Source organism: Shewanella sp. AC34-MNA-CIBAN-0136 (assembly GCF_040309945.1).
Taxonomy (GTDB): Bacteria; Pseudomonadota; Gammaproteobacteria; order Enterobacterales; family Shewanellaceae; genus Shewanella.
On sequence record NZ_JBEOPJ010000011.1, the window covers coordinates 69,916 to 94,979 of the forward strand.

17 protein-coding genes are annotated in these 25,064 nt (G+C 42.5%); 11 read left to right on the forward strand and 6 right to left on the reverse strand.

Going from position 1 to position 25,064, the window contains the following annotated elements; all coding sequences use genetic code 11:
* The first annotated feature begins 41 nt into the window (after positions 1-41).
* The 8 genes from rng (at position 42) to AAEY94_RS12485 (ending at position 13,066) form a co-directional block, all read left to right on the forward strand.
* On the forward strand, positions 42-1,532 hold the full coding sequence (gene rng, locus AAEY94_RS12450) for a ribonuclease G (protein WP_059747760.1): 1,491 nt from the start codon (positions 42-44) through the stop codon (positions 1,530-1,532).
* Positions 1,532-5,848, forward strand: coding sequence for a YhdP family protein (locus AAEY94_RS12455; RefSeq protein WP_350978987.1), 4,317 nt, complete (start codon positions 1,532-1,534; stop codon positions 5,846-5,848). The genes rng and AAEY94_RS12455 overlap by 1 nt, the downstream gene beginning before the upstream one ends.
* Positions 5,772-6,602 carry a carbon-nitrogen hydrolase family protein gene (locus AAEY94_RS12460; protein ID WP_101087681.1) on the forward strand — a complete coding sequence of 277 codons (831 nt, stop codon included), beginning with the start codon at positions 5,772-5,774 and terminating at the stop codon, positions 6,600-6,602. The genes AAEY94_RS12455 and AAEY94_RS12460 overlap by 77 nt, the downstream gene beginning before the upstream one ends.
* Positions 6,603-6,697: 95 nt before the next feature.
* Positions 6,698-8,146: a metalloprotease TldD gene (gene tldD / locus AAEY94_RS12465; RefSeq protein ID WP_101087680.1), complete on the forward strand. Its 1,449-nt coding sequence runs from the start codon at positions 6,698-6,700 to the stop codon at positions 8,144-8,146.
* 180 nt (positions 8,147-8,326) lie between these two features.
* Positions 8,327-9,760, forward strand: a complete 1,434-nt coding sequence (locus AAEY94_RS12470) for a TolC family protein (RefSeq protein WP_350978988.1) — start codon at positions 8,327-8,329, stop codon at positions 9,758-9,760.
* Positions 9,750-10,739, forward strand: a complete 990-nt coding sequence (locus AAEY94_RS12475) for an HlyD family secretion protein (RefSeq protein ID WP_101087678.1) — start codon at positions 9,750-9,752, stop codon at positions 10,737-10,739. Before AAEY94_RS12470 ends, AAEY94_RS12475 begins: the two co-directional genes overlap by 11 nt.
* 12 nt (positions 10,740-10,751) lie before the next feature.
* Complete coding sequence (locus tag AAEY94_RS12480; RefSeq protein ID WP_350978989.1) at positions 10,752-11,924, forward strand: ABC transporter permease; 1,173 nt, start codon at positions 10,752-10,754, stop codon at positions 11,922-11,924.
* A complete protein-coding gene (locus AAEY94_RS12485) occupies positions 11,921-13,066 on the forward strand; it encodes an ABC transporter permease (RefSeq protein WP_350978990.1) in 1,146 nt (381 codons plus the stop codon). Before AAEY94_RS12480 ends, AAEY94_RS12485 begins: the two co-directional genes overlap by 4 nt.
* 179 nt (positions 13,067-13,245) lie before the next feature.
* Here AAEY94_RS12485 and AAEY94_RS12490 read toward each other — a convergent pair whose 3' ends face one another.
* Positions 13,246-13,758: a tetratricopeptide repeat protein gene (locus AAEY94_RS12490; RefSeq protein ID WP_101087675.1), complete on the reverse strand. Its 513-nt coding sequence runs from the start codon at positions 13,756-13,758 to the stop codon at positions 13,246-13,248.
* Between the two features lie 479 nt (positions 13,759-14,237).
* Between AAEY94_RS12490 and AAEY94_RS12495 the strand changes: the two genes are divergently transcribed.
* Positions 14,238-14,822: an aspartyl/asparaginyl beta-hydroxylase domain-containing protein gene (locus tag AAEY94_RS12495; RefSeq protein WP_350978991.1), complete on the forward strand. Its 585-nt coding sequence runs from the start codon at positions 14,238-14,240 to the stop codon at positions 14,820-14,822.
* Positions 14,823-14,857: 35 nt separating this feature from the next.
* Here the strand turns inward: AAEY94_RS12495 and AAEY94_RS12500 are convergent, their stop codons facing one another.
* The 4 genes from AAEY94_RS12500 to yjgA all read right to left on the reverse strand — a co-directional run bounded on the left by AAEY94_RS12500 (position 14,858) and on the right by yjgA (position 19,835).
* Positions 14,858-15,748, reverse strand: a complete 891-nt coding sequence (locus tag AAEY94_RS12500) for a LysR family transcriptional regulator (protein ID WP_217351058.1) — start codon at positions 15,746-15,748, stop codon at positions 14,858-14,860.
* Positions 15,749-16,081: 333 nt separating this feature from the next.
* Positions 16,082-16,483: a YajG family lipoprotein gene (locus tag AAEY94_RS12505; protein WP_101087673.1), complete on the reverse strand. Its 402-nt coding sequence runs from the start codon at positions 16,481-16,483 to the stop codon at positions 16,082-16,084.
* 291 nt (positions 16,484-16,774) lie between these two features.
* Complete coding sequence (locus tag AAEY94_RS12510; protein WP_350978992.1) at positions 16,775-19,255, reverse strand: Ig-like domain-containing protein; 2,481 nt, start codon at positions 19,253-19,255, stop codon at positions 16,775-16,777.
* Between the two features lie 46 nt (positions 19,256-19,301).
* On the reverse strand, positions 19,302-19,835 hold the full coding sequence (gene yjgA / locus AAEY94_RS12515) for a ribosome biogenesis factor YjgA (protein ID WP_101087732.1): 534 nt from the start codon (positions 19,833-19,835) through the stop codon (positions 19,302-19,304).
* A 159-nt stretch (positions 19,836-19,994) separates the two neighbouring features.
* Between yjgA and pmbA the strand changes: the two genes are divergently transcribed.
* Together pmbA and AAEY94_RS12525 are read left to right on the forward strand one after the other, a co-directional pair.
* Positions 19,995-21,374, forward strand: coding sequence for a metalloprotease PmbA (gene pmbA / locus AAEY94_RS12520; protein WP_101087671.1), 1,380 nt, complete (start codon positions 19,995-19,997; stop codon positions 21,372-21,374).
* Positions 21,375-21,574: 200 nt separating this feature from the next.
* The gene (locus AAEY94_RS12525) at positions 21,575-22,942 is read left to right on the forward strand and encodes a DUF4397 domain-containing protein (protein WP_162024049.1); all 1,368 of its coding nucleotides are present in this window, start codon (positions 21,575-21,577) and stop codon (positions 22,940-22,942) included.
* 136 nt (positions 22,943-23,078) lie between these two features.
* Here AAEY94_RS12525 and AAEY94_RS12530 read toward each other — a convergent pair whose 3' ends face one another.
* Positions 23,079-24,518: a methyl-accepting chemotaxis protein gene (locus AAEY94_RS12530; protein ID WP_101087669.1), complete on the reverse strand. Its 1,440-nt coding sequence runs from the start codon at positions 24,516-24,518 to the stop codon at positions 23,079-23,081.
* Positions 24,519-25,064: the final 546 nt, after the last annotated feature.

Consider the following 25,064-nt stretch of genomic DNA (forward strand, 5'->3'; position numbering starts at 1 on the left):
TCAATATTACGATTGGAGCATGACCCGAATACTGGTGGCTTATGAACATAAAAGCACAACGTAAAAAAGGCACAGAATTACTTATCAATGTCACGCCAACAGAAGCGCGTGTTGCATTAGTCGAGCATGGTGTTTTACAAGAGGTGCATATTGAACGTCGCATGAAGCGAGGTTTGGTCGGCAATATTTACAAAGGTAAAATCAGCCGTGTCCTCCCAGGTATGCAAGCCGCGTTTGTTGATATTGGCTTAGATAAAGCTGCTTTCTTACATGCCTCAGATATTGTTCCTCATACCGAATGTGTTGCCGATGTCGAAAAAGGCAACTTTGTGGTGCGTGATATTGCTGAGCTCGTGCGTCAAGGGCAAGACATTATGGTGCAAGTGGTCAAAGACCCACTCGGTACCAAAGGCGCCCGCCTTACGACTGACATTACCTTACCCTCACGTTATTTAGTCTTTATGCCTGGTTCTAGTCATGTTGGCGTATCGCAACGTATTGAGCTTGAAGACGAACGTCAACGCCTTAAAAATATTACTCTTCCTTATGTTGATGATGACGGCGGCTTTATTATTCGTACCGCGGCTGAAAATGTGGGTGAAGATGAACTTGCTCAAGATGCGGCCTTTTTACGCCGGGTGTGGGCTAAAGTCAGCGAGCGTCGTAAGCGTAAAGGCGTCACTTTACTGTATCAAGACTTAGCCTTACCAGTGCGGATCATTCGTGATTTTGTCGGAACCGAACTTGACCATATTCAAGTCGATTCGCGTCGAACTTATGCAGAGCTGCAACAGTTTGTGCAAGAGTTTATGCCTGAAATTGCGGATAAAATTGAACATTATGCCGGCCCCGCACCTATCTTTGAATTGTATGATGTTGAAAACGAAGTTCAACGGGCTTTGGGCCGTAAAGTTGAACTTAAGTCTGGTGGTTATTTAATCATTGACCAAACTGAAGCCATGACCACCGTCGACATCAATACCGGCGCATTTGTTGGCCATCGCAACTTAGAAGAAACCATTTTCAATACTAATCTTGAAGCCACTCAAGCAATTGCAAGGCAACTACGGTTACGCAATTTGGGTGGGATTATCATTATCGACTTTATCGATATGCTAAGTAAGGAACACCAAGCGCGGGTGCTAGAAAGCTTAAATGCAGCATTGGCGTTAGATCGCGTTAAAACCAGTGTCAGTGGTTTTTCGGGCTTAGGTTTAGTGGAAATGACCCGTAAACGTACTCGCGAAAGTTTAGAGCATGTGGTGTGTGGTGAATGCCCTTCCTGTAAAGGCACCGGCACCATGAAAACGATTGAAACCGTGTCTTATGAAATTTTTCGAGAGATTATCCGTTTAGACCGAGCATACAAAGCCGATGAGTTTTTACTGTATTGCTCGCCGGCGGTGTATATGAGCTTTAGTGGTGATGAATCGCATTTGCTGGCAGAATTAGAAGTCTACATTGGTAAGCGTATTCGTTTGCAAAATGAACCGTTATACATTCAAAGTAAATATGATGTGGTGATGATGTAGTGTCGACAACTCAGGCAGTAACTATCAACCGATTATGTTGGCAAATTTTGGCTATCGCGCTGGTGCTTTTTGCACTGGTTGTGAGCCTTATTCGTGGTTTATTGCCCCATATTCCTGAAGTACGTACTGAGTTAATCCATTATCTTGAAAGTGAATACCAACTGCATGTGCAGATGGATAAACTGAGTGCAGAATGGCAAGCTTTTGGGCCAGCACTTACCGTTAATAATTTAGTCTTACCGCCACAAGATAACTTACCGATTACCGTTATCAGCGAAAATGTGCATATCAAACTCGATTTTTGGCAGTCGCTTTTCACCTTGAGCCCACAGATTGAAACGGTAGTATTTGATGGCGTTAAAGTCGCGTTAAATCTTGATGAGTTAGCGGCTAGTGATGACCAGGCTAAAGTGGGCGATAAAGCTAATCTTGATTGGTTATATGGTCTGTTATTAGAGCAGCTGGGACATTTTTCAATTACCGACGCGTCTTTACAACTGGTGAGTAAACAACATGCTTATCAGCCGATTTTTATCGATAATCTGCTATGGCAAAACACGGCTAATCGTCACCAAGCGCAAGGTATTATCCACGTTGATCAGCTTAAGTCGGAGCAAGAGCAATTAACATTACGCATTGACCTTACAGGGGATGGTTATCAACCCGATACTGTAGCAGGCCAGCTTTATGTTACTGCAGATTCATTAGACCTAGGTGAATGGGCGTCAAGGCAGCATACCGCTCAAACAAACACTGATAATATTGAATTTCAAGGCGTGATAAACCTCGATGCGTGGATGACATTTGCTCATCGTCAAATTCGTGATGGCATATTGGTTTTTAAACCCAGCTGGTTACAATGGCACGATGCAGACACCCAGCAAAAATTTGCAATTAACTCAGGTTCATTGCAATGGACTCTACAACCCGATGGTTGGAAAATAGACAGCCACGATTTAGATTTATCGACCAATGATCAAACTTGGCCATCATTAACATTGGCAATTGGCACTCGCGAGGGTGACTTTTTTGGTTACGCTAACCAGATTATTCCAGCGAACTTAACCCCAATGTTGCCGCTAGTGCCCGATTTGGGTAAGCAGCAAGTGAATATTTGGCAACAACTCAACCCTCAAGGGCTAATTGGGCCGATTAGGCTGTATAAACCGGACGACAAACCCCTTATCGCCAAGGTCGAGTTACAGCAATTACAGTGGCAACCTTATCTGTCAGTACCTGGTATTAGCCCTATTGATGCTCAATTAACCTGGGCCAATAATCAACTCGAGTTTGCCTTACCAGAACAGGAGTATACGCTCGATTTTAGCGGTGATTTTGGTCAACCAATTGTGCTGCGCGGCAGCCCAATTATGGGGCGTTATAATGTCGAACAACAACGCTTAACAGTACCTAATATTGAATTTATTAATGATGATATTGCCCTGCAAGCAGGTTTGAATCTTGAGTTTTCCCAGCAGACACATATGGGTTTAGCTGCTCATGTGACTATTAATGATGTCTCTCATCTTGGGCGTTATTTTCCATTAATGGCGATGAGCCCCAATTTAATCAACTACCTGAATGACGGTTTAGTGGCTGGGAATATAAACGATGCACAAGTCGTTTGGCATGGTGCATTAGGCGATTATCCTTATCAAGATAGCAGTGGAGTATTTCAAGCGGGCTTTACCCTTGATAGCGGCATCTTTAAATTTCAACCAAATTGGCCTGCCGTTAGCTCGCTCACGCTTTCCGCATTATTTGAAAATGACATGATGGATTTGCATATTGATCAGGGCAAACTCGATAACGTGGTGGTGGACGGTGCGCGAGTTTCTATTCCACATCTTGGTAAAGAATCTTTATTAAGAGTAGAAGCAGATATCACCACCGATGCACAAGCCGCCACTAAGGTGATTAATGCCTCTTCATTGCGGGGTTCTGTTGGGGCAACGTTAGATGTGGTGCAAATTCAGCGAAATATTAATACCACATTAGATCTTTCCATTCCCTTATATAAAGGGGGTGAACAATTAATTAAAGGCCAAGTCACACTTGATAATAACCCAGTGTTTATTAACTCGCCTGGTTTAGATTTACAGGCTGTGTCAGGTCAAGTGAGCTTTGTAAATCAATTGATTGAAGGTAAAAATATTAAGGCCAGATTATTTCAACAGCCGTTAACGTTTAGCGTAAAGACCGGTAAACACAACAGCAATTTAGCATTGAATGTCGATATGCGTGGCAAATGGGATCTTGATGCTCTGCCTGCCAGTTTACATAACCCAATGACGGAAACGTACCATGGGCAGCTAGACTGGAACGGCGGGCTAACCATGATTTTTGACCCCAGTGGTTACAGCTTACAAGTCTCTGCTAATTCCGATCTTATCGGTACGTCATTGGATTTACCTATGCCTTATCAAAAATCTGCAGACGAGCCCAGAAAGCTAAGTGCGGATCTTATTGGCGATAACAAACAATCATCATTGAGCATTAAACTGGGCAATGATCTGGAGTTTTGGGGGGGATTTAATGCTGATAGTGGCAGTCAGCTTGCCTATTATGATGTCATGATTGGTCGCCACTTTAGACTAGGTGATAACTTAAATAAGCAACAAGGACATCTACATTTAGACTTGCCAAAAGTGGATTTAGCGCAGTGGCTCCCGCTCATTAATCGCTTTAGTGCCACCTCAGAACCTGAAGTGATCACCTCATCGGTACGCGACCGCATCTTAACGGCTGCAGAGCTACCTGGCGCTACAGCACAACAAAATGCCACCTCTTCGATTGACGCTAAAGCCCCCGCATTCCCTAAATTAGTCGGTATTCATGCCAACATCGCTCAATTAAATGTATTGGGGCAATCATTTGATAAATTGCATTTTGATGCTCAACCCACTGAACATGTGTGGCGCGTTGACGCTGATTCGCAGCAGTTTGCGGGACGTATCGATTTTTATCCTAACTGGCGTGACCAAGGCATCAAAGTGGTCGCGAAAAAGCTGCATTTATTCCCGGTAGTGAGTGGCCCTGAAACCGTTGCGTTAGCGCCAACGTCGATGCTAGAGCATCTGCCCACTTTAGCTGTAGATGTTGATGACTTTAGCGTTAATGATTTATCACTAGGTCACTTAGTGCTGCAAGGCTTACCACATAAACAAGGCTACCAATTTCAAACTGTTTCCATCACAAAACCGACGGTAGCATTACAGGCCAACGGTTTATGGTCTGTTGAAAATGGTATCGATAAAACCCTGTTTGAGGTTAATTTACAGGCTGACAAGTTTGATGACTTATCGACGATGTTAAAAATAAACCCTGGGCTACAAGATGCACCACTGGACCTCTCTGGTCAGTTATCTTGGCAAGGCGCACCTTATCACTTCGCCCTCGACACCTTAAATGGCCAACTTAAGTTTGATTTGGGCAAAGGTCATTTATCGGAAATTAGTGATAAAGGCGCCCGAGTGTTTTCGTTATTTAGTTTAGATTCGTTGTTGCGCAAATTATCGTTAGATTTTTCGGACGTGTTTGGCGAAGGTTTATATTTCAATACATTTAACGGTAACTTGACGATTGATAATGGAGTGGTTAAAACCACTGATTCTGAAATGGATGCTATTGCTGGTAATATGCGAGTAAGAGGCTACACCGACTTAACCACCCAAAGCTTAAATTATGACATTCGTTTTGTGCCGCAACTTGCGTCAAGTGTGCCAACCGTGGTGTTATTGAGTACGAGTGCATGGACCCTCGGTTTAGGCGCGTTTGCCCTAACGAAAGTGTTAGAACCGGTTATTGAAGTTATCTCTGAAATTCGTTTCCGAGTCACCGGTACCATGGACAACCCGCAGCTAGAAGAGCTTGAGCGTAAGAGTAAAGAAATCGAAATACCTAAAGCAATTTTACCGCAAGCGGACGAGACCAGTGTAGAGACGACTATTGGAACTAAAGCCAAAGCTAACTTAGATACTACAGCTAACGTAGAAACTAAAGCTAACATAGACAGTAAAGCAGAAAATAACGTTGAGGCAGATGTTCAGCGTGGCGATAACGCTCGTGAAGCGGAAGATAAATCGCTACCAAGAAGTTCGCCATCCACGCAACTTATGCCAGATATCGATAATTCATCTGATGCAAATCAACCGTCAGCGACTGACACTGAAGTTGATCGAATGCGCAAAACTTTAGCCGAGCCAGCAACTAATGTCGTTATGCTACCAGGAGTGAGAAATGCAAATCAGCTTATTACAATGTCAAAGCAGTCGCGATGTCAAAGCCAATCTCGCGTTTGTCGACTCGCAGCTTAAAGACTTACCCCGCGAGGCCGATGAAGCGCAATTAGTGGTGTTGCCCGAGTGTTGTTTATTGTTTGGTGGCCATGAAAGCCAGCAACTTGAACATGCTGGCAACGAGCATCAAAGTGAGCTTAAAGATGCATTAGCTGCAATGGCAAAACAATACCAAGTGTATTTTATTGCCGGCACCATTCCCATGCGTGCAGATGATGGTAGAGTCTTTAGCCGCTGTTATTTTTTTGATGATCATGGCGTCACCCTAGGTCATTACGATAAACTGCATTTATTCGATGTTGAGGTGGCAGATGGCACTAAGACTTATCGTGAAAGTGATACCTTTCATCCCGGTGATAGCATTTGTGTTATAGACACCCCTTTTGGCAAAGTCGGCTTAGCCGTTTGTTACGATATCCGTTTTGGCGATATGTTTCGAGCGTTGCGTTTAGCGGGAGCAGACTATATTGCGTTACCTTCTGCTTTTACCAAAGTCACTGGTGAAGCGCATTGGCAGGTGTTATTACAAGCCCGAGCCATTGAAACTCAATGTTATTTGTTGGGGGCGGGCCAATGGGGACAACATAACCAGGGCAGTCGAGAAACATGGGGTCACAGTATGATCGTCGACCCATGGGGCCGAGTGATTGCAGAGCAAGCCACTGAATGCGGCTGGGTACAAGCTAAAGTCGATTTAACGGAACTACGACGTATTCGTCAACAAATGCCAGTGATAGGCCATAATCGATTTATAGAACCGCAGTTGAAATAACACTGGCTTAAATAATACTGGTTTAAATAACACTGAACGAGCCTGACAGAAACCAAATTCGCAGTACGCGTTACCAATTAAAAAAGAGAGTTTTAATGCCATTTTTAACCCAAGTAGAGCAGAGTTTATTGCAAGATGGATTAACCTTAGATGGACTGCAAGGTTACTTAAATACCATTCATCAACACAATATCGATTTTTCAGACCTGTATTTCCAAGCTTGTCGTCATGAGTCTTGGGTATTAGAAGATGGCATTGTAAAAGAAGGCAGCTTTCACATTGAACGTGGAGTAGGTGTGCGCGCTATTACCGGCGAAAAAACCGGTTTTGCTTATGCTGACGAAATCACCCCAGCAGCTTTAGATGCAGCAGCAAAAGCTGCCCGCGGAATTGCCAGTGCTGGTGAGCAGCATAAAGTACAAGCTTTTAAGCGCCAAACAGCCCATAAATTGTATGACAGTGCTGACCCAATAGCGGCTATGGACGAAGTGAAGAAAATCGATTTATTAAAGCAAGCCGATGCTTATATTCGTAGCCTCGACAGCCGTATTATTCAAGTCGTCGTAAGTTTATCGGGCGTACATGAAGAAATATTGATAGCCGCCAGTGACGGCACATTAGCAGCAGATATTCGTCCATTAGTGCGCTTTAACTGTAGTGTTATCTTAGAAGACAAAGGTAAGCGCGAACGTGGCAGTGCTGGTGGCGGTGGTCGTCACGATTACAGCGCCTTTTTAGCCACCGATGAAGCTGGCTTACCGCAGAGTTTTGAGTTTGCCCGCGAAGCGGTACGCCAAGCTCAAGTTAATGTACACGCTATTGATGCACCTGCCGGTGAAATGACCGTGGTGTTAGGTAATGGTTGGCCTGGTGTTTTATTGCATGAGGCAGTTGGCCATGGCTTAGAAGGCGACTTTAACCGTAAAGGCAGCAGTGCATTTAGCGGTAAAATGGGCCAGCAGGTGGCGTCTACCTTAGTGACCATCGTGGATGACGGCACCTTAGAAAATCGTCGCGGTTCATTAAGCATCGATGATGAAGGCGTGCCAAGCCAAAAAACCACCTTAATTGAGAACGGTATTTTAAAAGGTTACATGCAAGACAAGTTAAATGCCCGCTTAATGGGGCAAGAGCCTACAGGTAACGGTCGCCGTGAATCTTATGCGCATTTACCTATGCCGCGCATGACCAATACCTATATGAATGCAGGTGAGTCAAATCCAGCCGATATTATTAAGTCGGTTAAAAAAGGCATTTACGCGCCTAACTTTGGTGGCGGACAGGTCGACATTACTTCAGGTAAGTTTGTGTTCTCGGCTTCTGAAGCCTATTTGATTGAAGACGGTGAAGTGACTCAGGCGATTAAAGGCGCGACCTTAATTGGTAATGGCCCTGAAGCTATGGGACTCATTTCAATGGTAGGTAATGACTTAGCCTTAGATAAAGGTGTTGGCGTGTGCGGTAAAGACGGACAAAGCGTGCCCGTTGGTGTGGGTCAGCCTACTCTAAAAATTGATCGCCTAACAGTTGGTGGTACCGCTTAACACTAACTTTTACTGTGTTGGTCACTCACTGAGTGTTTATGCTCAGTGAGTTATGGTGATCTACACTGTGATCACTATCTTATGTGAGTGAATATGCACGTTATGATCTAGTGGCTGTGATAATAACGGAATTACGTTATAATTCATCAAGGAATTAGAGTATTAACTCTAGAGGTGTTTATGGTTGCACAACGTCATATCAGTACATATTGTCGCAGACGAGTGAACTTTACTCTGTGTTTCAGTGTTTTATTTGTCCATCTTAGTGTTTTTGCTGAACCCGTTACCTTTAGTCATGCTTGGCAGCAATTGGCGCAAGTGAGTGATCAGCTTCAAGCTAAAGCTCAGCTAGTCAACCGCGCCAAAGCGGAAGAGGATGCCGGTGATGCGTTAAATTACCCATCGCTTAATATTGCTGGCAGCTATACTCGCCTCGAAAAACCTATCGAACTTGATTTACGTGACTTAAATCCATTAGCGACTCTCGACACAAGTACATTACCAGCAGCTCTTAGTAGTGCATTAGCTGAAATCCCAGGCTCTCTCTTTGTCACTCCTTTTACCGAACAAGATGTGTTTCGTGCCAGTTTACAAGCCATGTGGCCCATTTATACCGGTGGTAAAATTACTGCAGCCCAAGGAATACATGCTGCCCAAGTCTCAGAGAGAGAACAAGAGTTTGCCCTAGCTCAGCGTGAGTTATTTCTTCAGTTAGTTGATCGCTACTACGCAGTATCGGTGACAAAAACCTTAATCGATACCCAAAAGCAGCTGGTGGACTCGTTGACTTTGCATGTGAGTCATGCCCAAAAATTAGAACAACAAGGCCAAATAGCCAAAGTTGAACGCTTAAATGCCCAGGTCGCATTAGAAAATGCCAAAGTCAACTGGGGCAAAACCAAGCGTCAATACGAAATGACCGAAATTGCGCTAGCAAGAATGTTACATATACCGTCGGTCGATCCTATTTCGGCACTGTTTTTACTCGAACAACAACCTTCATTGCCCCGTCTTAGCCAGCTGACATTAACTCAGCATCCGGCGTTAAAACTACTCGAAGCTAAAGAAGCTCAAGCCAATGGTTTAGTCGACTTAGAAAAGGGCAGTTACTACCCCACGGTGTATTTATACGGCAACTACACCTTGTATGAAGATGACAGCTTATTTTCTCAAGTAGAGCCGGACTGGATGGTGGGTGTTGGTATGAGCATACCGCTTATTAGCCGTGATGGTCGCAGTGGAAAAGTGCTCGCGGCGAAAAGTGCTTTACTGCAAGCGCGTTACACCAAAGCACAAACCAAACAAGATTTAAGTTTGTTGATTGATCAGAGTTATCGGCAAATGCTGCAAGCTAAAGAAGAAGCGGATGCGCTGGATGTGTCATTAGCATTGGCGACCGAGAATTTACGATTGCGAGAGTTGTCCTTTAACCAAGGCTTATCCACTTCAATTGACCGAATCGATGCCGAGTTGAGCTTAACTGCAGTGAAAACTCAGCAATTAGGTGCAAAATATCGTTATATGCAAGCCTATGCCAAAGTGATGGCCATTAGTGGTCAAGTAGATGAATTTATTAACCGAACTCAACTTCAAGGGGCTGCTTATGCGGGCTAACAAGATTATTGCAGTGGTCGCATTCGTGCTAGTTATATTATTGTTAGGGTACGGTGTCATGCTAGCTTTTACGCCTCAACCGACAGTGTTGCAAGGGCAAATAGAAGCTCGTGAATATAATATCTCGTCTAAAGTTCCTGGACGAGTTGAGCAAGTTTTGGTTCGCAAAGGCGACCAAGTCAATGTGAATGATATTTTGTTTGCCATCAGCAGCCCAGAATTAGATGCTAAGTTACTGCAGGCTCAAGGCGGCCTTGAAGCGGCAACGGCTATGCAGCAACAAGCTAAAAATGGCGCAAGGCAGCAACAAGTTACCGCAGCTAAAGAACAGTGGTTAAAAGCCAAGGCTGCAACCGAACTTAGCCTAAAAACTTACCAACGAATTGAAAACTTATTTGATGAAGGTGTTGTCGCACGGCAAAAGCGCGATGAAGCTTATACCCAATGGCAAGCGGCTAAATATACCGAGCAAGCAGCTTACGCTATGTATCAAATGGCAAATGAAGGCGCGCGGGTTGAAACTAAAGCCGCAGCCGCAGGAAAAACTCGTATGGCAGAAGGTGCGGTTAACGAGGTCAATGCCATTTTAGCCGACAGCCAAATGCGCTCACCTAAAAAAGCGGAGGTGAGTGAAGTATTATTACAAGCAGGTGAGCTTGCGCCGAGTGGTTTTCCGGTGGTAAGCATTATTGATATGAGTGATGCGTGGGCCGTTTTACAAGTTAGAGAAGATTTGTTGAAGCTATTTAAACAAGATCAAACTGTCATGTTAGATATTCCAGCACTACAGCAGCAAGTCGAATTTACCGTTTCGCACGTTAGTGTTATGGGTAATTTTGCCACTTGGCGCTCGACAGAGAGCGGCCATGACTTTGATATGCGTACCTTTGAAGTTGAACTGACACCTAAGCAAAAGATTGTCGATTTACGAGTTGGTATGTCGGTATTGTTTCGTGCCGACAAGCTTGCCGAACATTAATAAGGCTTGCTGATGAGGCATTTATTCAGGCGAGAATGTAAAGCGTTGTGGAATTCACCATGGCAACTTGCCTTGGTGAGCTATATTCCGCTAATTAGCGTGATCGCACTTTGGTGGTTATTTAGTGCGGGGTTGCCAAGGCAGCTCCCTGTTGCCGTGGTTGACTTAGATAACAGCCAAATTAGCCGCATGCTAACAAGGCAATTATCGGCCAATGCCGTAATTGCACCACGTTCATTTGCCAATGAAGCTGCGGCGATTGAAGCTATGCGTCAAGCGCAAGTATACGGGCTAGTTATTTTACCTTACCAGCTCAGAAAAGATTTACTCACATCAAAACAACCCACTATTGATATTCGCTATAACAGCCAATTTTTGTTAGTAGGTAAGTTATTATCCAGCCAGTTACAACTCAGCCTTGCTGAGGGGTTAACGCATATTGGCGAGGTGAGCCTATTACTTAAAGGCGCAAATAAAGCCACCGTTGATGTGAGCTTAACGCCTATTAGTAACCAAACGACGGCGTTATTTAACCGAAATAATAACTATGTTGGTTTTTTAGTCCCGCCTATATTGATTGCATTATGGCAATTACTGTCGATGTTGGTATTTGTTAATAGTGTTAATGCGGAGCTTATTCCTCAAGGTGAACGCTATTATTTAGCTCGAAACATTTGGCCAAAAGTGTGGGTTAAAGTGTTATTTTATAGTCCGATCATGCTCGTTCATAGTGGCTTTATTTTAGTGTGGTTATACCACTATTTAGCTTTGCCCGTTGCGGGGTCATTATGGCTACTGTTACTGGCGCAGGCGTTCATGCTCATGGCATTGTGGTTGTTAGTATTGGTGATTTTTATGATTATGCGTGACAGTGCTCGCACGGTCAGTTTCTGTACCGCATTATTTGCTCCAGCATTTGCGTTTATGGGCATAACCTTTCCCGTAAACGATATGCCCTTATTGGCTAAATGGTGGCGGTTGGTGATGCCATCGAGTCACTATATAGACTCTCATATCAGCGTCGTCAGTTATGGTGTTGGCTTGCCGCAAGTATTGACTCAAATCAGTTCTTATTGGGGCTTTTTACTGTTATTGCCTTTGCTTTATGTGCTGGGCCGCCACGCGCAAAAAATACCGCCACAGGGTCATGTTAGTCACCCGGTTACTCTGGAGGTCAACCGATGAACTTCTGGCAATTAATCGTAGCAGAATGCAAAGCTATATTGGCTGACAAAGCGATTGTGATGACGCTATTTGGTGGAGTGTTATTTTACTCGGTTCTGTATCCGTTACCGTATTTGAATCAGGTGCCGACAGAGCAAAAGGTCGTGGTGGTAGATCACGATAATTCGTCACTCAGTAGGTTGGTGACTCGCCACGCAGATGCCAGTGCTAAGATAAAAATACTCGCTAAGGTAAGCAGTATTGAGCAAGCACAAATGTGGATCGATCAAGGTAAAGCTCACGGCTTACTGGTTATTCCGGCTAACTTTAGACGCGATTTGTTGTTAGGCAAGGGTGCAACATTAAGTTACGGCGGCGATGCGAGTTACTTTCTGATTTATTCAGCCGTAGTAGAAGGCTTAGTGTCAGCAGGTATAGATGCCAGTAAACAAGTGCAGTTAATTGGTTTATTGGCTCGGGGCCAAAACCCCCAACTTGCCCAGCAAGCTGTTAATTCTATTAATATTAATTCAGTTCCAGCGTTTAACCCTAGTTTAGGTTACACACCGTATGTGGTGCCGGGATTATTTTTATTAATTCTGCATCAAACCTTATTAATTGGCACCGGTATTTTGGGTGCAGGCCAATGGCGCAAACCCGGTTATTGGCAGCAAGTACGTCCAGTAACCTTGGTGCTTGCACGGTTAAGTGTGTTTATGATGATTTACGCGCTATTTAGTAGTTTCTATTTAGGTTTTTGTTTTTATTGGTACAAAGTAAGCGTGGTGGCTACGGTGATTGAAGTTGGGCTATTTATGTTGCCCTTTCTATTAGCCACGGGATCGTTAGGTATTTATCTTAGCAGTTTATTTAATCGTCGAGAATTACCTACCCAATTGTATTTACTGGTGTCGATGCCGATTTTATTTGTGTCAGGGTTTGTGTGGCCGATTGCATTAATTCCAGAACCATTGGTATTAGCATCTCAAGTTATTCCAGCTGTTCCAGCGATTATGGGGATGCTCGAGTTAAATCAATTAGGAGCTGGTTGGTTGGCGGTAATGCCTAAATGGTTACAATTGTGGGGCTTGTTTGCAGTATTCGTCACGATGGCCATAGTCGCCATTGGGCGGAAACAGAAAAATGTTGATGTTGCATCATAAATCACCCATAGAAGTTAGCCAGGTTTTATCATATCGAAATAAGGTTATAGCTAGGTTTGTCACTGAGTAAAAAAAATAGACAGTTATCTTCTCGATAGACCTGTCTATTTCATTTGTTTTATGGGGTTTATTGTTGACTGATAAAGGGCAACCGTGACGGTTTCTTGGTCAGAGTCCAATTACATCATTCCGTTTTGGGCATTGTTTAAAGCTGCTTCTAAACGTTTAACGTTATGTTGGTATATCTCGCTGTGATCGACTTTTGCAGCATATTTAAAATCAGCTAATGCGCCTAAATTGTCATTATTCAGTAATTTCATTACACCACGATTATTATAGGCATAAGCCCGAACCGTCATTGATGGAATCGCCACTTGGGTACGAGCACTTTTCACGGCTGCACTACAGGCTTTTTGGGCTTTTTCCATATCCGCTAATTGCACATATCCAGCGCATAAGTTCACGTTGCGAGAATAGTCATCCACGGCGAACTTACTTGCAGACAAAGTAGCGGTTAAGCCTGCTTCAACATCACCAGACTGCAATGCGTTAACACCAGGCACATCTTCCACTAATACCATTTTGTAGGCATTACTTTTGATCTGTTGACCTTGCTCATCAGCCATTACGCTTGTCGATGCTGTCAGTACTAATGTGGCACAAATTAGGCCATTAACGATGCTCTTTTTCATGATGTCGCTCCTTTAAACGTTTGTGTAGCGCCGCGCTACAGGTGAACTTTAGTCAAAACGACTAGCGTCGACAAACGATAAAAAACGCATTAATGGGTTAAAAAAATTCACTTATGGGGAGGTGTGATAGTTTTGTTTAATTAATGGCCGCGGCAATTAACGTCGATGTGTTTCATGACATGGTCATCCAACGATTTTCTTTAACCTCCACAATTTTCATTGAACCTGAAACCTTAACGACTTACACATTCTTTTATAAACAGTCTTCAACGGTATCAAGGGATTTAATACTGATAGTGTGTAAGCCATATTGATATGATTCAAAGTCTATTTATACTGTCTGCGTCTGCACTGCTTAAGATTTTAATGTCTTTACATCAATAAGATAGGGCATGTAGGATTATAATTGATACTTAATAAAAGGCGGCCAGAAACTATTGGCAATGATCACTGATTTTTAGCCCAAAATGTGGCTGATAATGCTAAGAGTATATTTAGGATTAATGATTATGTTTATTGAAGCCTCTAAATTTTCTTTTGTGAAAGAGCTTGAAGCTAATTGGGAAATAATTCGAGATGAATTTCTTGCACTACCAAATGACTCGTTTGACCCATGGGTTCAACAACAAATGCATGGTCAAGGCTGGAGTGTCTTCGGCTTGTATGCGCTTGGGAATAGTGTTGAAGGTGCATGCGTTAAATGTCCTCAAACAGCGAAACTCGTTGAAAACATCGGCGGCATTTCTCTCGCTGGTTTTTCGCTACTAGCCCCCCATACGCATATAACACCACATGTCGGTTGGGCTAATAATGTATATCGTTTACATCTTGGATTAGTGGTGCCACCTGACTGCAGGCTTCGTGTTGCCAGCGAAACCCGTTATTGGGAAGAAGGTAAATGTTTAATATTTGATGATACTGCTGAACATGAAGCTTGGAATGATTCTGCTCAATATCGTGCCACATTAATGTTGGATTTTCTTCGGTCGGATATTTGTTCCTTCACAGAAGATATGGTGCCAGACGACGTTCGGCAATACGCTGAACAGCTATTGAAACGATAATAAACAGTGTAATAAAGTCATTATCACTCTAATTATTAATGACTTTCATCATGGAAACTTTTGAGGATCCAATCGATTAGTAATTGCACTTCTGGTCGCTGTTGTTCATTGGTGTGGCGGATCAAATAATAGCGATCATGGCTATAAAGTGGATGAGGAAATAATGGTAGAAGGGTGCCGTTATCGAACCATGCTTGGCTGATGGGTAATGGAATGAGTGCAATACCTAATCCTTGTTCTGCAGCGCGGGCGACACTGAACATACTGTCTAGTTGAATTATCTGCTTAGGCTGAAATGCATCAAAGCCAACATTTTCGGCCCATTGATGCCAAGCGTAAGGTCGAGCTTTATGCAATATTAATGGCACCTTAGTTAATGCTTTAAAACCTTGTGAAGACAATTCAGCATGCAGTTGTGCATTACACGCAGGGATATAAGTGATTGGAAATAAATCATACACATCGGCATTCGTTTGTTGTTTACCAGAGAGCATAATGGATACATCAGTGTGCTTAATTGTATCGCTGCGCGACTTAATGGTTTCGAGCTTAAGATTGATGGTGGGATATTTAGATGACCAACCAATGAGTTTAGGCATAAACAGTTCACTGGCAAAGAATTCTGGCATTGAAATACTGACTTCGAGCATTCTGTCTGACTGGTTAAATTCACTGACTGTGTTGACTAATTGCTGCATGACCGGCTCGATGGCCTGGTAAAAGCGTGCGCCAACTTCGGTCAATGTCACCGCGCGGGTTTGACGAATAAACAAGCTCTGGTTTAGAGATTCCTCTAACTGTTTAATCTGATGACTTACCGCCGAAGGGGTTAGATACAGTCTTTTAGCGGTTTCTTTAAAACTTAAGCATTCAGCAGCGACGCAAAAACAACGTAGGCCGCGCATGGAGGTGTGTAAAGGGATCATTCAATTCTCAACAAGGACAGTTTATCAACTCACTTCCCCTTGATGATAATCAATTGTGATGACATCTGTAATGCATGCGGGTCGACTACTGAGTAATAGTTTAGTGAGACTAGGGGCTATTCTTGAAGAGAAAGCAAGGATTAGACCAGTAGTTAAAATCTAATTTAAACATAGTGTTAACTAATTTTATAAAAATTGATTGAGTTGCTCTGGTGCTGAATAAACCTTGTTCGCACCAATTTGGTGCTAACTGATGTTACGTTATCTCAACTGAGATAACGAAATGGATTAATAGGTAGGTAAGCAGGGCTAGCGCTTAATTAATATGTCTAATTAGAAGTACAGTGTTTCTTGCTTGGTGCCATCGATAAAAATGTCGCATTTATCTGCAGTGCTCGATTTTGCTGATTGAACAATGCTAGCAACAATACCAAAGCTTCCACCTTGATCTCCGAGTACCGAACCAAAGTAACAATCACCTTTAAATTTCATATCTTTAAAGTTTGCATTAAGATTTTGGGTAGGCGTCATTGGCGGGAATCGACCCTGCATGATCGGGTCACCATTAGCGGTCAATAGCAGTTTATTATTTGCTTTATCATACGATCCGCCAAGCACGAAGGTTTGGTCATTGACGACAACCGTTTTGTTTTGAGCCACGATTGGTGGTTTAGCGGCACAAGCGGTGAGTAGTACACCTGCAGTTATAGTAAGAAGTAGAGAAATTTTGCGCATTATTATTCCTTAGTATGCGTCGAGAGTCGTAAATCGGTCCCTCGTAATAGTAAACTAGCCCTGTTTACAGATGCTATTGATGGTATCGAAACGCATAATGTTGAGCACTATTTAAGGCGTGAACATAACGTCAGGTAGCAAAAATAGTTTTTATTTCAACAATATATCAATTAAATACCGTATTGCACGTCTTATTGTATCAACATATTTGTGAATGCCAAGTATAAAAAAGCCTGCTGAAGTAGCAGGCTTGAAGGATCGATAAATATTATAGGAGTGAGAATATTGAGCTTATGACAAGGTCACATCAAATATCAATTTAGTGACCACACCTTTAGGCGTAGTTGCTGTCAGTGTGACTTGGCTTGTGCCTGGTGTACCATTATTTTTCAAGGTAAATGGGGTTGATGTTCCTCCTGCTGAACTCTTGTTAGGTACGATATAGCCAGAGAACTGCAATTCACCTTCGGTGCTAGTAACGGTTAAGGTTGTACCAGAAGGTAATATTTGATTGGCGCTATCAGTGATTACCACATCAAACTTTGTCGTTTCATCTAGTGCAATAGGTTGAACATCAGTGTCGTAATCATTAATCAAGCTGCCATCTTGGCTAACGACAAAATTAGCTTCAGAGCCTGACATTGTTAATACTAATGCTTTACGGATATAAGTGCTCATAGCCGTGCTATCACATAATGCACCTTGGCATTGTGGGCCGTTAAATTGACCGTCAGCTAATTGGTATGTGTTGCTCGCTTGAATATTAAAGTACGGTTCAGCTGAATCATGGGTGCGAGATTCGTTGTCATCTCTAAAGGCGTCTGGCAAGTCAACAAAACCACCGCCATGGTAAGTTTCTACATCCATGCCGTTGCCACTGCATGCTACTGACGTTGTGCCGCTTAAGCAGCCGTTAACCACGCCACCATCAGCATCGTCAAATACATTGTTGCCATTGGTATCGAAGAAGGTTTCGTGTCCTAGCGCATAAGCCATAATCGTTACACGATGGTCACTTACCCGTGGTGATGCCGATGTCCAAATGACGGAACATTTTCCGTTTTCCATGGAACACGATGGTTCAATTTGACCACCTTCAGCGGTAAAGTTGATGGTAGTGTCGTCTGGTGCAGGGTTTGCAAAACTGTCAGAGGCATAAGCTGTAATGGTAACTTGTTCGCCGTTGTAGTCGCCCGCTTCAGGGTTGCCATTTGATCTTGAAATACTAAAACCAAGCTGTTGTGGCAAGCCGGTATTGACGGTCAGCTGTTCTGATTGGCTGGTAATGGTTTGGTTAGTGTCGGCGTCTGTGGTTGATGCCACCACTCTTACCGGGGTTGGAATTGTACCCGCTTGCACTCGCACACTGACTAATCCCTGGGAATTGGTAATACTGCTGTCGGTCACTTCACCATTAGCAAATCGCAGACCGCCAACACTGGTGTCTAAGCTGAAATTAACCGTTTGTTGTGCTGCCGGCTGGCCATTAGCACTGGTGACTAAAAAGGTCACTAACGACGATTCTGTTGAACCGGTGCCGCCTGAACCTTTGATACGGATTTGGCTTGGATCAGCTGACACAAAGCTCACATTAGATAATGTTTGACGGGCTAAGGTAAAAGGCAAACTTGCGTTTAAACTAGCGCCATTAACCGTTGCTGTCGCGATGATGATGTCATTACGTTCGCTGTTGCCACTGCAGCTGACATCTGAAAAGGTTGAGCTGGCAGAACCTGATAAGCTAGTGACAGGTGAATCAAGTGTGGCGTTGTCATTGGTCGAACAGTCGGAACTAAAGCTGATGCTGGTTGGGCTTTGTAGGCGTGTAAATGTGCCATCGGCGCTTTCGGTAACTAACGTAGCGCTAATCCCAAATGTGCCACCGGCACTAATGCTATAACTACCATCAGTTGTTGCGACTAGCGTTGTCGCTAATTCACTTTCAACAAACTCACCATTAGCATTATACGAGCCCATCTTAACATTACCATTCGTGGCAATATCGTCAGACGCTAACACTTCAAAAGCACTGCTGCTGGTGAGAGTGCTACCTTGATACTCTGTGGTGACGGTTAACAGGCTAGCGCCTAACTCTGCCTCGGACGGCGTGTAGTTTAGCGTAGCAATACCTGAGGATTTTGTCAGTGCAGTTGCTGGCGCTAACGTAGCGCTACCGGCATTGAATGTCACAATTTGGTTAGCAATAGCTTGATTATTACTGTCAGTAAGCAAGGCATTGAGCTGAACTGTTTTATCAATATTAAAGCGGGTAATAGGACCGGTAGCATCACTTATCGAAGCGGTTAATTTAATCGCTTCGACAGGGATACTGGTGTCATATTCTTTAAATTGATAATTGCGAGTCGCACTAACAGCATCTGCATCACTTGGAGAGTAAGTTGCGCTAAGCGTGCCAGCGTCGATACTACTTGATGTGACCAGAGTTGTCGCAAGACCAGAAGATAAGGTTAACACCGTGGTAGGCGATATTGTTGCATTGGTGGTGCTAAAAGTAATGAGCGCTCCACTAACGTTAGTACTACCAATTTTGAGATGTGCAATGGCACAAAAGCTACCATCAAGATCAAAAATCAGTGAGTCCGTATTCGCATCACATTGGCCATTGACGACATTTTGATAGCTGACGGTAATACTATAATTACCACTCAGTGTGTCAGTATCGGTGCCGTCCGCGGCACCGTTACAACCTGTAAATAACAGCACTGAAGATAATAATAACAATAGTGTGCGAGTCATCATTTTTAGCCGCATTAGCAACATCCTTATTCTATTAAACAGACTATTTTTGAGATGGACCCTAGTCTTTTATTTCAGATCTTAAATACTTATATAGCTCTTTAGACGATTTTGATTCTGGGTTTTTAGCCAGTTCTTTATTCGCTTGGCGGATCAGTTGACGCATTTTTTGACGATCAAGTTGTGGGTGTAAATCCAGTAATACTTGGACTTCATCGTCGCCATTCGCTAATAAACGTTCACGCATTTTTTCAAAAATCTGTATTTGAGCGGCTTCATTATTGTTTTTGTTCAACACTTTATCCAGTGCTGCTTCAATAGGTTCATGCTCAAAGCCACGCATTAATTTACCAATGTATTGTAAATGGCGGCGATAGGCTTCAGTTTTTTGTTTAATCAGTTTTGTTTTTAGAATCGCATCATATAGAAATTCATCTAAACCCATTTTGTCTAATTGAGTTTTGCTCAGGGCCACTAAACGCATGCCAAGTGCTTGAGCATCCTCACTTTCTTTTTTAACGCCTGTTCTGCTGACATAGTTGTCATCATTATCATAGGGCTGCTGAAATAGCTCAGAATCGCCAACAATTTTCATAGTCATAAACCTCAAGTCAATATGCATTAATGATAGCATTTATTTGGCCTAGAATATGCAGAATTTATTGATGATCAACTGCGATATAAATGCGCGGTTATCAATCGCCAATTGAATTTGATATGCTAACGTCAATTAGACTAATCAAAGAGTAAATTTGTGGCTTCTCATCCTTCTTCAGCGCCTAGCGCAACTGAACCAACACCTAGAATTGATTCTGAATTATCGGCGTTAAAAGACGCGGTATCTGTCGCATTAGAATATGCGAAAGAGTTAGGCACTTCGGCCGCTGAAGTGGCTATCAGCAAGCAGCAAGGTTTGTCGGTTTCAACCCGTGAAAAAGAAGTTGAAACCGTTGAGTTTAATAAAGACGGTGCGTTGGGCATTACCATTTACCGTGATGGTCGCAAAGGCAGTTCATCGACCTCAGACTTAAGCCCTGAAGCAATTCGCCAAGCGGTAAAAGCAGCCGATGGCATTGCAAAATATACCTCAGAAGATCCTTTTAGTGGCTTGGCTGATCCCGCTTTGATGGCGCAAGATATTCGCGATTTGGAGTTATATCATCCACAAGATATCGATGCTGAAGAGCTCGCACAGTTGGCCATTCGCGCAGAAGAAGCCAGTTTATCGGTTGATAGCCGTATCCGTAACTCAGACGGCGCGAGTGCCAATGCGCATACTGCGGCTAGGGTTTATGGTAACAGCCATGGGTTTCTTAACGGCTATTGCAGCTCTCGCTACAGTTTAAGTTGTGTTGTAATAGGCCAAGAGTCTGATGGCAATATGCAGCGCGACTACGACTATACGGTTGCCCGTAAATATCATGATTTACTGTCACCTGAAGCGGTTGGTTTGCAAGCGGCAAACAAAACCTTAAGTCGTTTGGATGCCCGTAAAATAGCCACGGCGAAAATGCCAGTGTTATTTGCTCCTGAACTTGCCACAGGCTTAATGGGACATTTAATTGGCGCGATTAGTGGCAGTAGTATTTACCGTAAGTCGAGCTTCTTAATGGAAGCTCTGAATACTCAAATATTCCCAGACTGGTTTAGTATTGAAGAACAACCGCATTTAATTGGCGCACTGGCCAGTGCTAACTACGACAGTGAAGGCGTGGCAACCCAAGACCGTCGTATTATTGATCGTGGCCAACTAGAAACTTACTTACTAACCAGTTATTCGGCGCGTAAATTATCGATGACCAATACAGGCCATGCTGGTGGTATTTATAACTGGACCCTAAGCCATTCAAATCAAACCTTTGATGACTTGGTTAAAGCCATGAATACCGGCTTAATTGTTACGGAAGTGATGGGCCAAGGCGTTAATGGCGTTACTGGTGATTATTCACGTGGCGCGGCAGGTTTTTATGTTGAAAATGGCGAAGTGTTGTATCCAGTAGAAGAAATTACTATCGCGGGTAATTTAAAAGACATGTTTATGGGAATACAAGGCGTAGGTAAAGATCGCGATTTACGTTCATCAATCCGCACCGGCGGTATTTTACTGAGCGAGATGAAAATCGCGGGTAATTAACTCCTTTTGCTGAAAAATGCATTTATGGTTTAAATGCAAAAAGAATTAAAGCCTCTTATCTAATTGATAAAGAGGCTTTTTTTTAACTTTAATTTGGCTCTTTACGCTTTATATCTTTACTTTACCTTTCTTGACAGTCGTTTACAGGCAAGGGTTGTCATAACTCTTGCAAATGTAACTAGATGGTTAATGGAGTAAATATGTTTAACAAAAAAATAAGTCGATTGATGATGGTGTCTGCAATGGGAGCCTTGTTACTAGGGTGTGGCTCAGACAGTGAAGAAAGCAGTGATGATGTCGCTTATGTGCAGTTTTATAATGCATCACCTAATAGCACATCGACTTCGTTAGTACTGGATGACTATTCATATACGGCGGTTGATTTTGCTGATGCAATGCCGCGCTATGCTTATAGTACAGGGAGCACAGAACTGGAAATTTATGGTCAAGACGAAGATAGTGAAACGGTAACCGTTTACAGCGACACCGTTGATTTAGCGAGCGACTCGAACCATTTGTTTGTACTTTATGGTGATTATCACGATCCAGAACTATTGGATATTAACTATTCACGCGATGAAATGGACGAGTTAAATGCCGACGATGATAATGACTACAGCAAAATGGAAGTGCTAGTGGCTAACGTAGCGACTGATGAAGGTACTTTTGATACCTATATTTCACTTGATACCCAAACCATTGACCAAGCGGTGATGCTGGGTAATGTGCCGTATAGCAGTTACACCAGCGAACAGATATTCGATACTGATGATTATATTGTCTATCTGACCGAAACCGGCACTAAAAATGTGCTCTACACCACAGGTAGCATGAGTTTAACCTCCGAAACCGCCTATAAACTGATTATTCGTAACAGTTTTGGTGCAGGTGATATTAACGTCACTATCGACAGCATTGACTCAACTACAACGCCTGTCACTTACGCCGCGTTAGAGGCAACTGCCGATTACCGCGTGTTTAATGGTTTAGAAACGCAAAGCATTGATGTTGATATTGCCAGTAAGCAAGAAACACAATACTTGTATGGTATTTCACCCTTCACAGTAACGGATTACCAATCAACATCGTTTAATGATTATGGTATCACCACTAAAGATGCGACCAGTAAAGCCAAGTTGTTTGATAACTTGTTGGTAACGTTTAACCAAGATGAAGTGAAGTCTTTACTGATTTATCAGCAAGAAGACAGTTCTGTTAAAGGTATGGTGATCGAGCAAGACTTACGACCTCGAGCTTTTGAATATAAAGTCGATGTGGTGAATTTAGCTTACGATTATGATGACTTAACCGTGTATTTTGTCCGCGCTTCAGAAACCATTGAAACCGCCGAATATACCTTAACGGATTTAGATTTTGTCGAAAAACTCAGCCTGACATTGCCTGAAGATGATTATGAAATTAACATTGTTTACGAAGCCGATAATGGCACGCAAACCTTAGTTTATCAGTCTGATTCAATCAGCTTTGATGGCGACAGTAATTATACTTTTGTGCTGACTCCAGACAGTACAAGCGCTTTAGGTCATAGACTTACGTCATTACAGTAATATTAAGTTGAATTAACCGTGAGTTAAGCCACTGCTTATTAAACATAAAAAAGCCGATATCATCGATATCGGCTTTTCATTTAGCGCTTATATTCAAATAAACATACAAACTAATAAGTTATAATCTGAGCTGAGATTAATTAGTACGGTATCGACTAAGAATTTTACCCAAATCAGCTGATGCTTTTGCTAGATCTTTAACACCACTTGAAGACTGTTGCGATAAGCCTCTAATAATATTTGATTTCTGTCTTATGTCCGTCAGCTCTTTTGCAATGTCATTGGCCACTGCACTTTGTTCTTCTGACGATGTAGAAATTTGGAAACTCATGTCCATAATTGAATTCGCAGATTCAGAAATGGCATTAATATCGGTTCCAATATTAGTAATTAGATCGCTACTGGTTTGTGCTTGTTTGACAGTATCTTGAGTAATGCTGTCAATATTGAGCGTTTCACTTTGCAGTAATTCAATCATTTTATGAATTTCAACCGTCGCAGCTTGAGTACGACCCGCAAGGGTTCTTACTTCGTCGGCAACCACCGCAAAACCACGGCCCATTTCACCTGCACGTGCCGCTTCAATTGCTGCGTTTAATGCCAGTAAGTTGGTTTGATCTGAAATAGCATTAATGGTGGTGATCACTTCATTAATATTGGTCGCATTAATTTTTAGGGTATTGACCGAGTTTGATGTTTGTTCAATGTAGGTCGATAACTGCTTAATTTCATTAATCGCACGCTTAGCTCGGTCATAACTCTGACGCGTATACTCTGAATCTTGTTCAACACGTTGAGTTGAATTTCGAGCGATATTAGAGACTTCAGCAGCTGATGCCGTCATTTCTTCCATCGCTGTAGCAACCGAGTCAAGTGAAGCATATTGTAAATCAATTTGTTCAGCGCTTTGTACTGCTTCATTGGCGAATGAGCTCGAGGTTGTTTGCAATGTATCGGCACTTTTCTTCACCGCGACAACGAGATCGGTTAATGTGTCCATGGCTTTATCAAGTGCGCAACCAATGGTGCCAAATTCATCACGACCAGGATGGAAGCCTAAACGAGAGGTTAAATCACCTTTAGCAATTTTTTCCGTGGTATCCCATAACACCCAGAGTGCACCGCCAAGGAAAGTGGCCGTCCAATAAATCACTACTACAAAAGGCAATACCCATAAAAATGACATTAACAGTGATATCAAAGCAGCTTGTTTTGCGCTGGCTTCTTGTCCAGAAACAGATTCGCTCAGGGTATAATATTGGCCATCTAATGCATAAACGGCAGTAATAGTATCTCGTTGGCGTGAACTTGTTTGTGAACGTCCTGAGACTTGTAAACCTAATGTTGAAGCTTGTTCTAGTTGGCTCGTGGCATCAAGTGCTTGAACCATAGCTGCTGTTTTTTGCTCTAAAACCAGTAATGATTGCTGTTCTATATTTTCAATTTTATTAACGTAACTACTAATCGATACACTAGATAAAATAATCAGGAACAGTCCGAAAATAGCCCAGAACTTATCGTTAATGGACATTTTGATGAAAAGTTTATCGATATTTCTGAAATCAACTTGTTTCATGGTTTGAGCACCTAAACCGGTAAAGATAATAAATTCAAATACTAGATGAGCTTTTAGTATATTGATACTAAATAGTCAGCTTAATAATATTTTGTTGTGACCAACATGACATCGAGTCATGATCAATATCGACAATAACTCACATACCTTAAGTGATTTATTGGTTTTTATTCATGGTGTATTCAACATACCACGAGTGTTGGTGGTCAATGTTAGCGTAATAATCGGGTAAAAACCTTACATTTTCAAGATGATTTCATGACATGAATTAAAATATCAAACAGTATGTTGTCATTTTTTTATTTTTTTGAACAATAAGTGTTACAAAATCTATATTTTTTAACAACCATCCCGTCAACGCTTGTTTTTACGCTAAATGTTGTTTTAGTTGAGGTATTTTTGATTTTATTTATCATCGTTTTCTAATTAAAACAAAATTACTTGATAATCAATCAGATAGTAAATTTGTTTACCCCATTAATGTGATCAATGTTCTTTTTTCTGTAAACAAACTTTGGGACAATCGCCCCGCATATTACAAAAAAA

Excerpts from the sequence above, each read along its gene's own strand:
- AAEY94_RS12505 (WP_101087673.1), bottom strand. The coding sequence starts at position 16,483 with ATGCGCAAAATTTCTCTACTTCTTACTATAACTGCAGGTGTACTACTC.
- yjgA (WP_101087732.1), bottom strand. The coding sequence starts at position 19,835 with ATGAAAATTGTTGGCGATTCTGAGCTATTTCAGCAGCCCTATGATAAT.
- AAEY94_RS12500 (WP_217351058.1), bottom strand. The coding sequence starts at position 15,748 with ATGATCCCTTTACACACCTCCATGCGCGGCCTACGTTGTTTTTGCGTC.
- AAEY94_RS12480 (WP_350978989.1), top strand. The coding sequence starts at position 10,752 with ATGAGGCATTTATTCAGGCGAGAATGTAAAGCGTTGTGGAATTCACCA.
- AAEY94_RS12525 (WP_162024049.1), top strand. The coding sequence starts at position 21,575 with ATGTTTAACAAAAAAATAAGTCGATTGATGATGGTGTCTGCAATGGGA.
- AAEY94_RS12495 (WP_350978991.1), top strand. The coding sequence starts at position 14,238 with ATGCTAAGAGTATATTTAGGATTAATGATTATGTTTATTGAAGCCTCT.
- AAEY94_RS12460 (WP_101087681.1), top strand. The coding sequence starts at position 5,772 with ATGCAAATCAGCTTATTACAATGTCAAAGCAGTCGCGATGTCAAAGCC.
- AAEY94_RS12475 (WP_101087678.1), top strand. The coding sequence starts at position 9,750 with ATGCGGGCTAACAAGATTATTGCAGTGGTCGCATTCGTGCTAGTTATA.
- tldD (WP_101087680.1), top strand. The coding sequence starts at position 6,698 with ATGCCATTTTTAACCCAAGTAGAGCAGAGTTTATTGCAAGATGGATTA.
- rng (WP_059747760.1), top strand. The coding sequence starts at position 42 with ATGAACATAAAAGCACAACGTAAAAAAGGCACAGAATTACTTATCAAT.
- AAEY94_RS12485 (WP_350978990.1), top strand. The coding sequence starts at position 11,921 with ATGAACTTCTGGCAATTAATCGTAGCAGAATGCAAAGCTATATTGGCT.
- AAEY94_RS12490 (WP_101087675.1), bottom strand. The coding sequence starts at position 13,758 with ATGAAAAAGAGCATCGTTAATGGCCTAATTTGTGCCACATTAGTACTG.
- AAEY94_RS12510 (WP_350978992.1), bottom strand. The coding sequence starts at position 19,255 with ATGCGGCTAAAAATGATGACTCGCACACTATTGTTATTATTATCTTCA.
- AAEY94_RS12470 (WP_350978988.1), top strand. The coding sequence starts at position 8,327 with ATGGTTGCACAACGTCATATCAGTACATATTGTCGCAGACGAGTGAAC.
- AAEY94_RS12530 (WP_101087669.1), bottom strand. The coding sequence starts at position 24,518 with ATGAAACAAGTTGATTTCAGAAATATCGATAAACTTTTCATCAAAATG.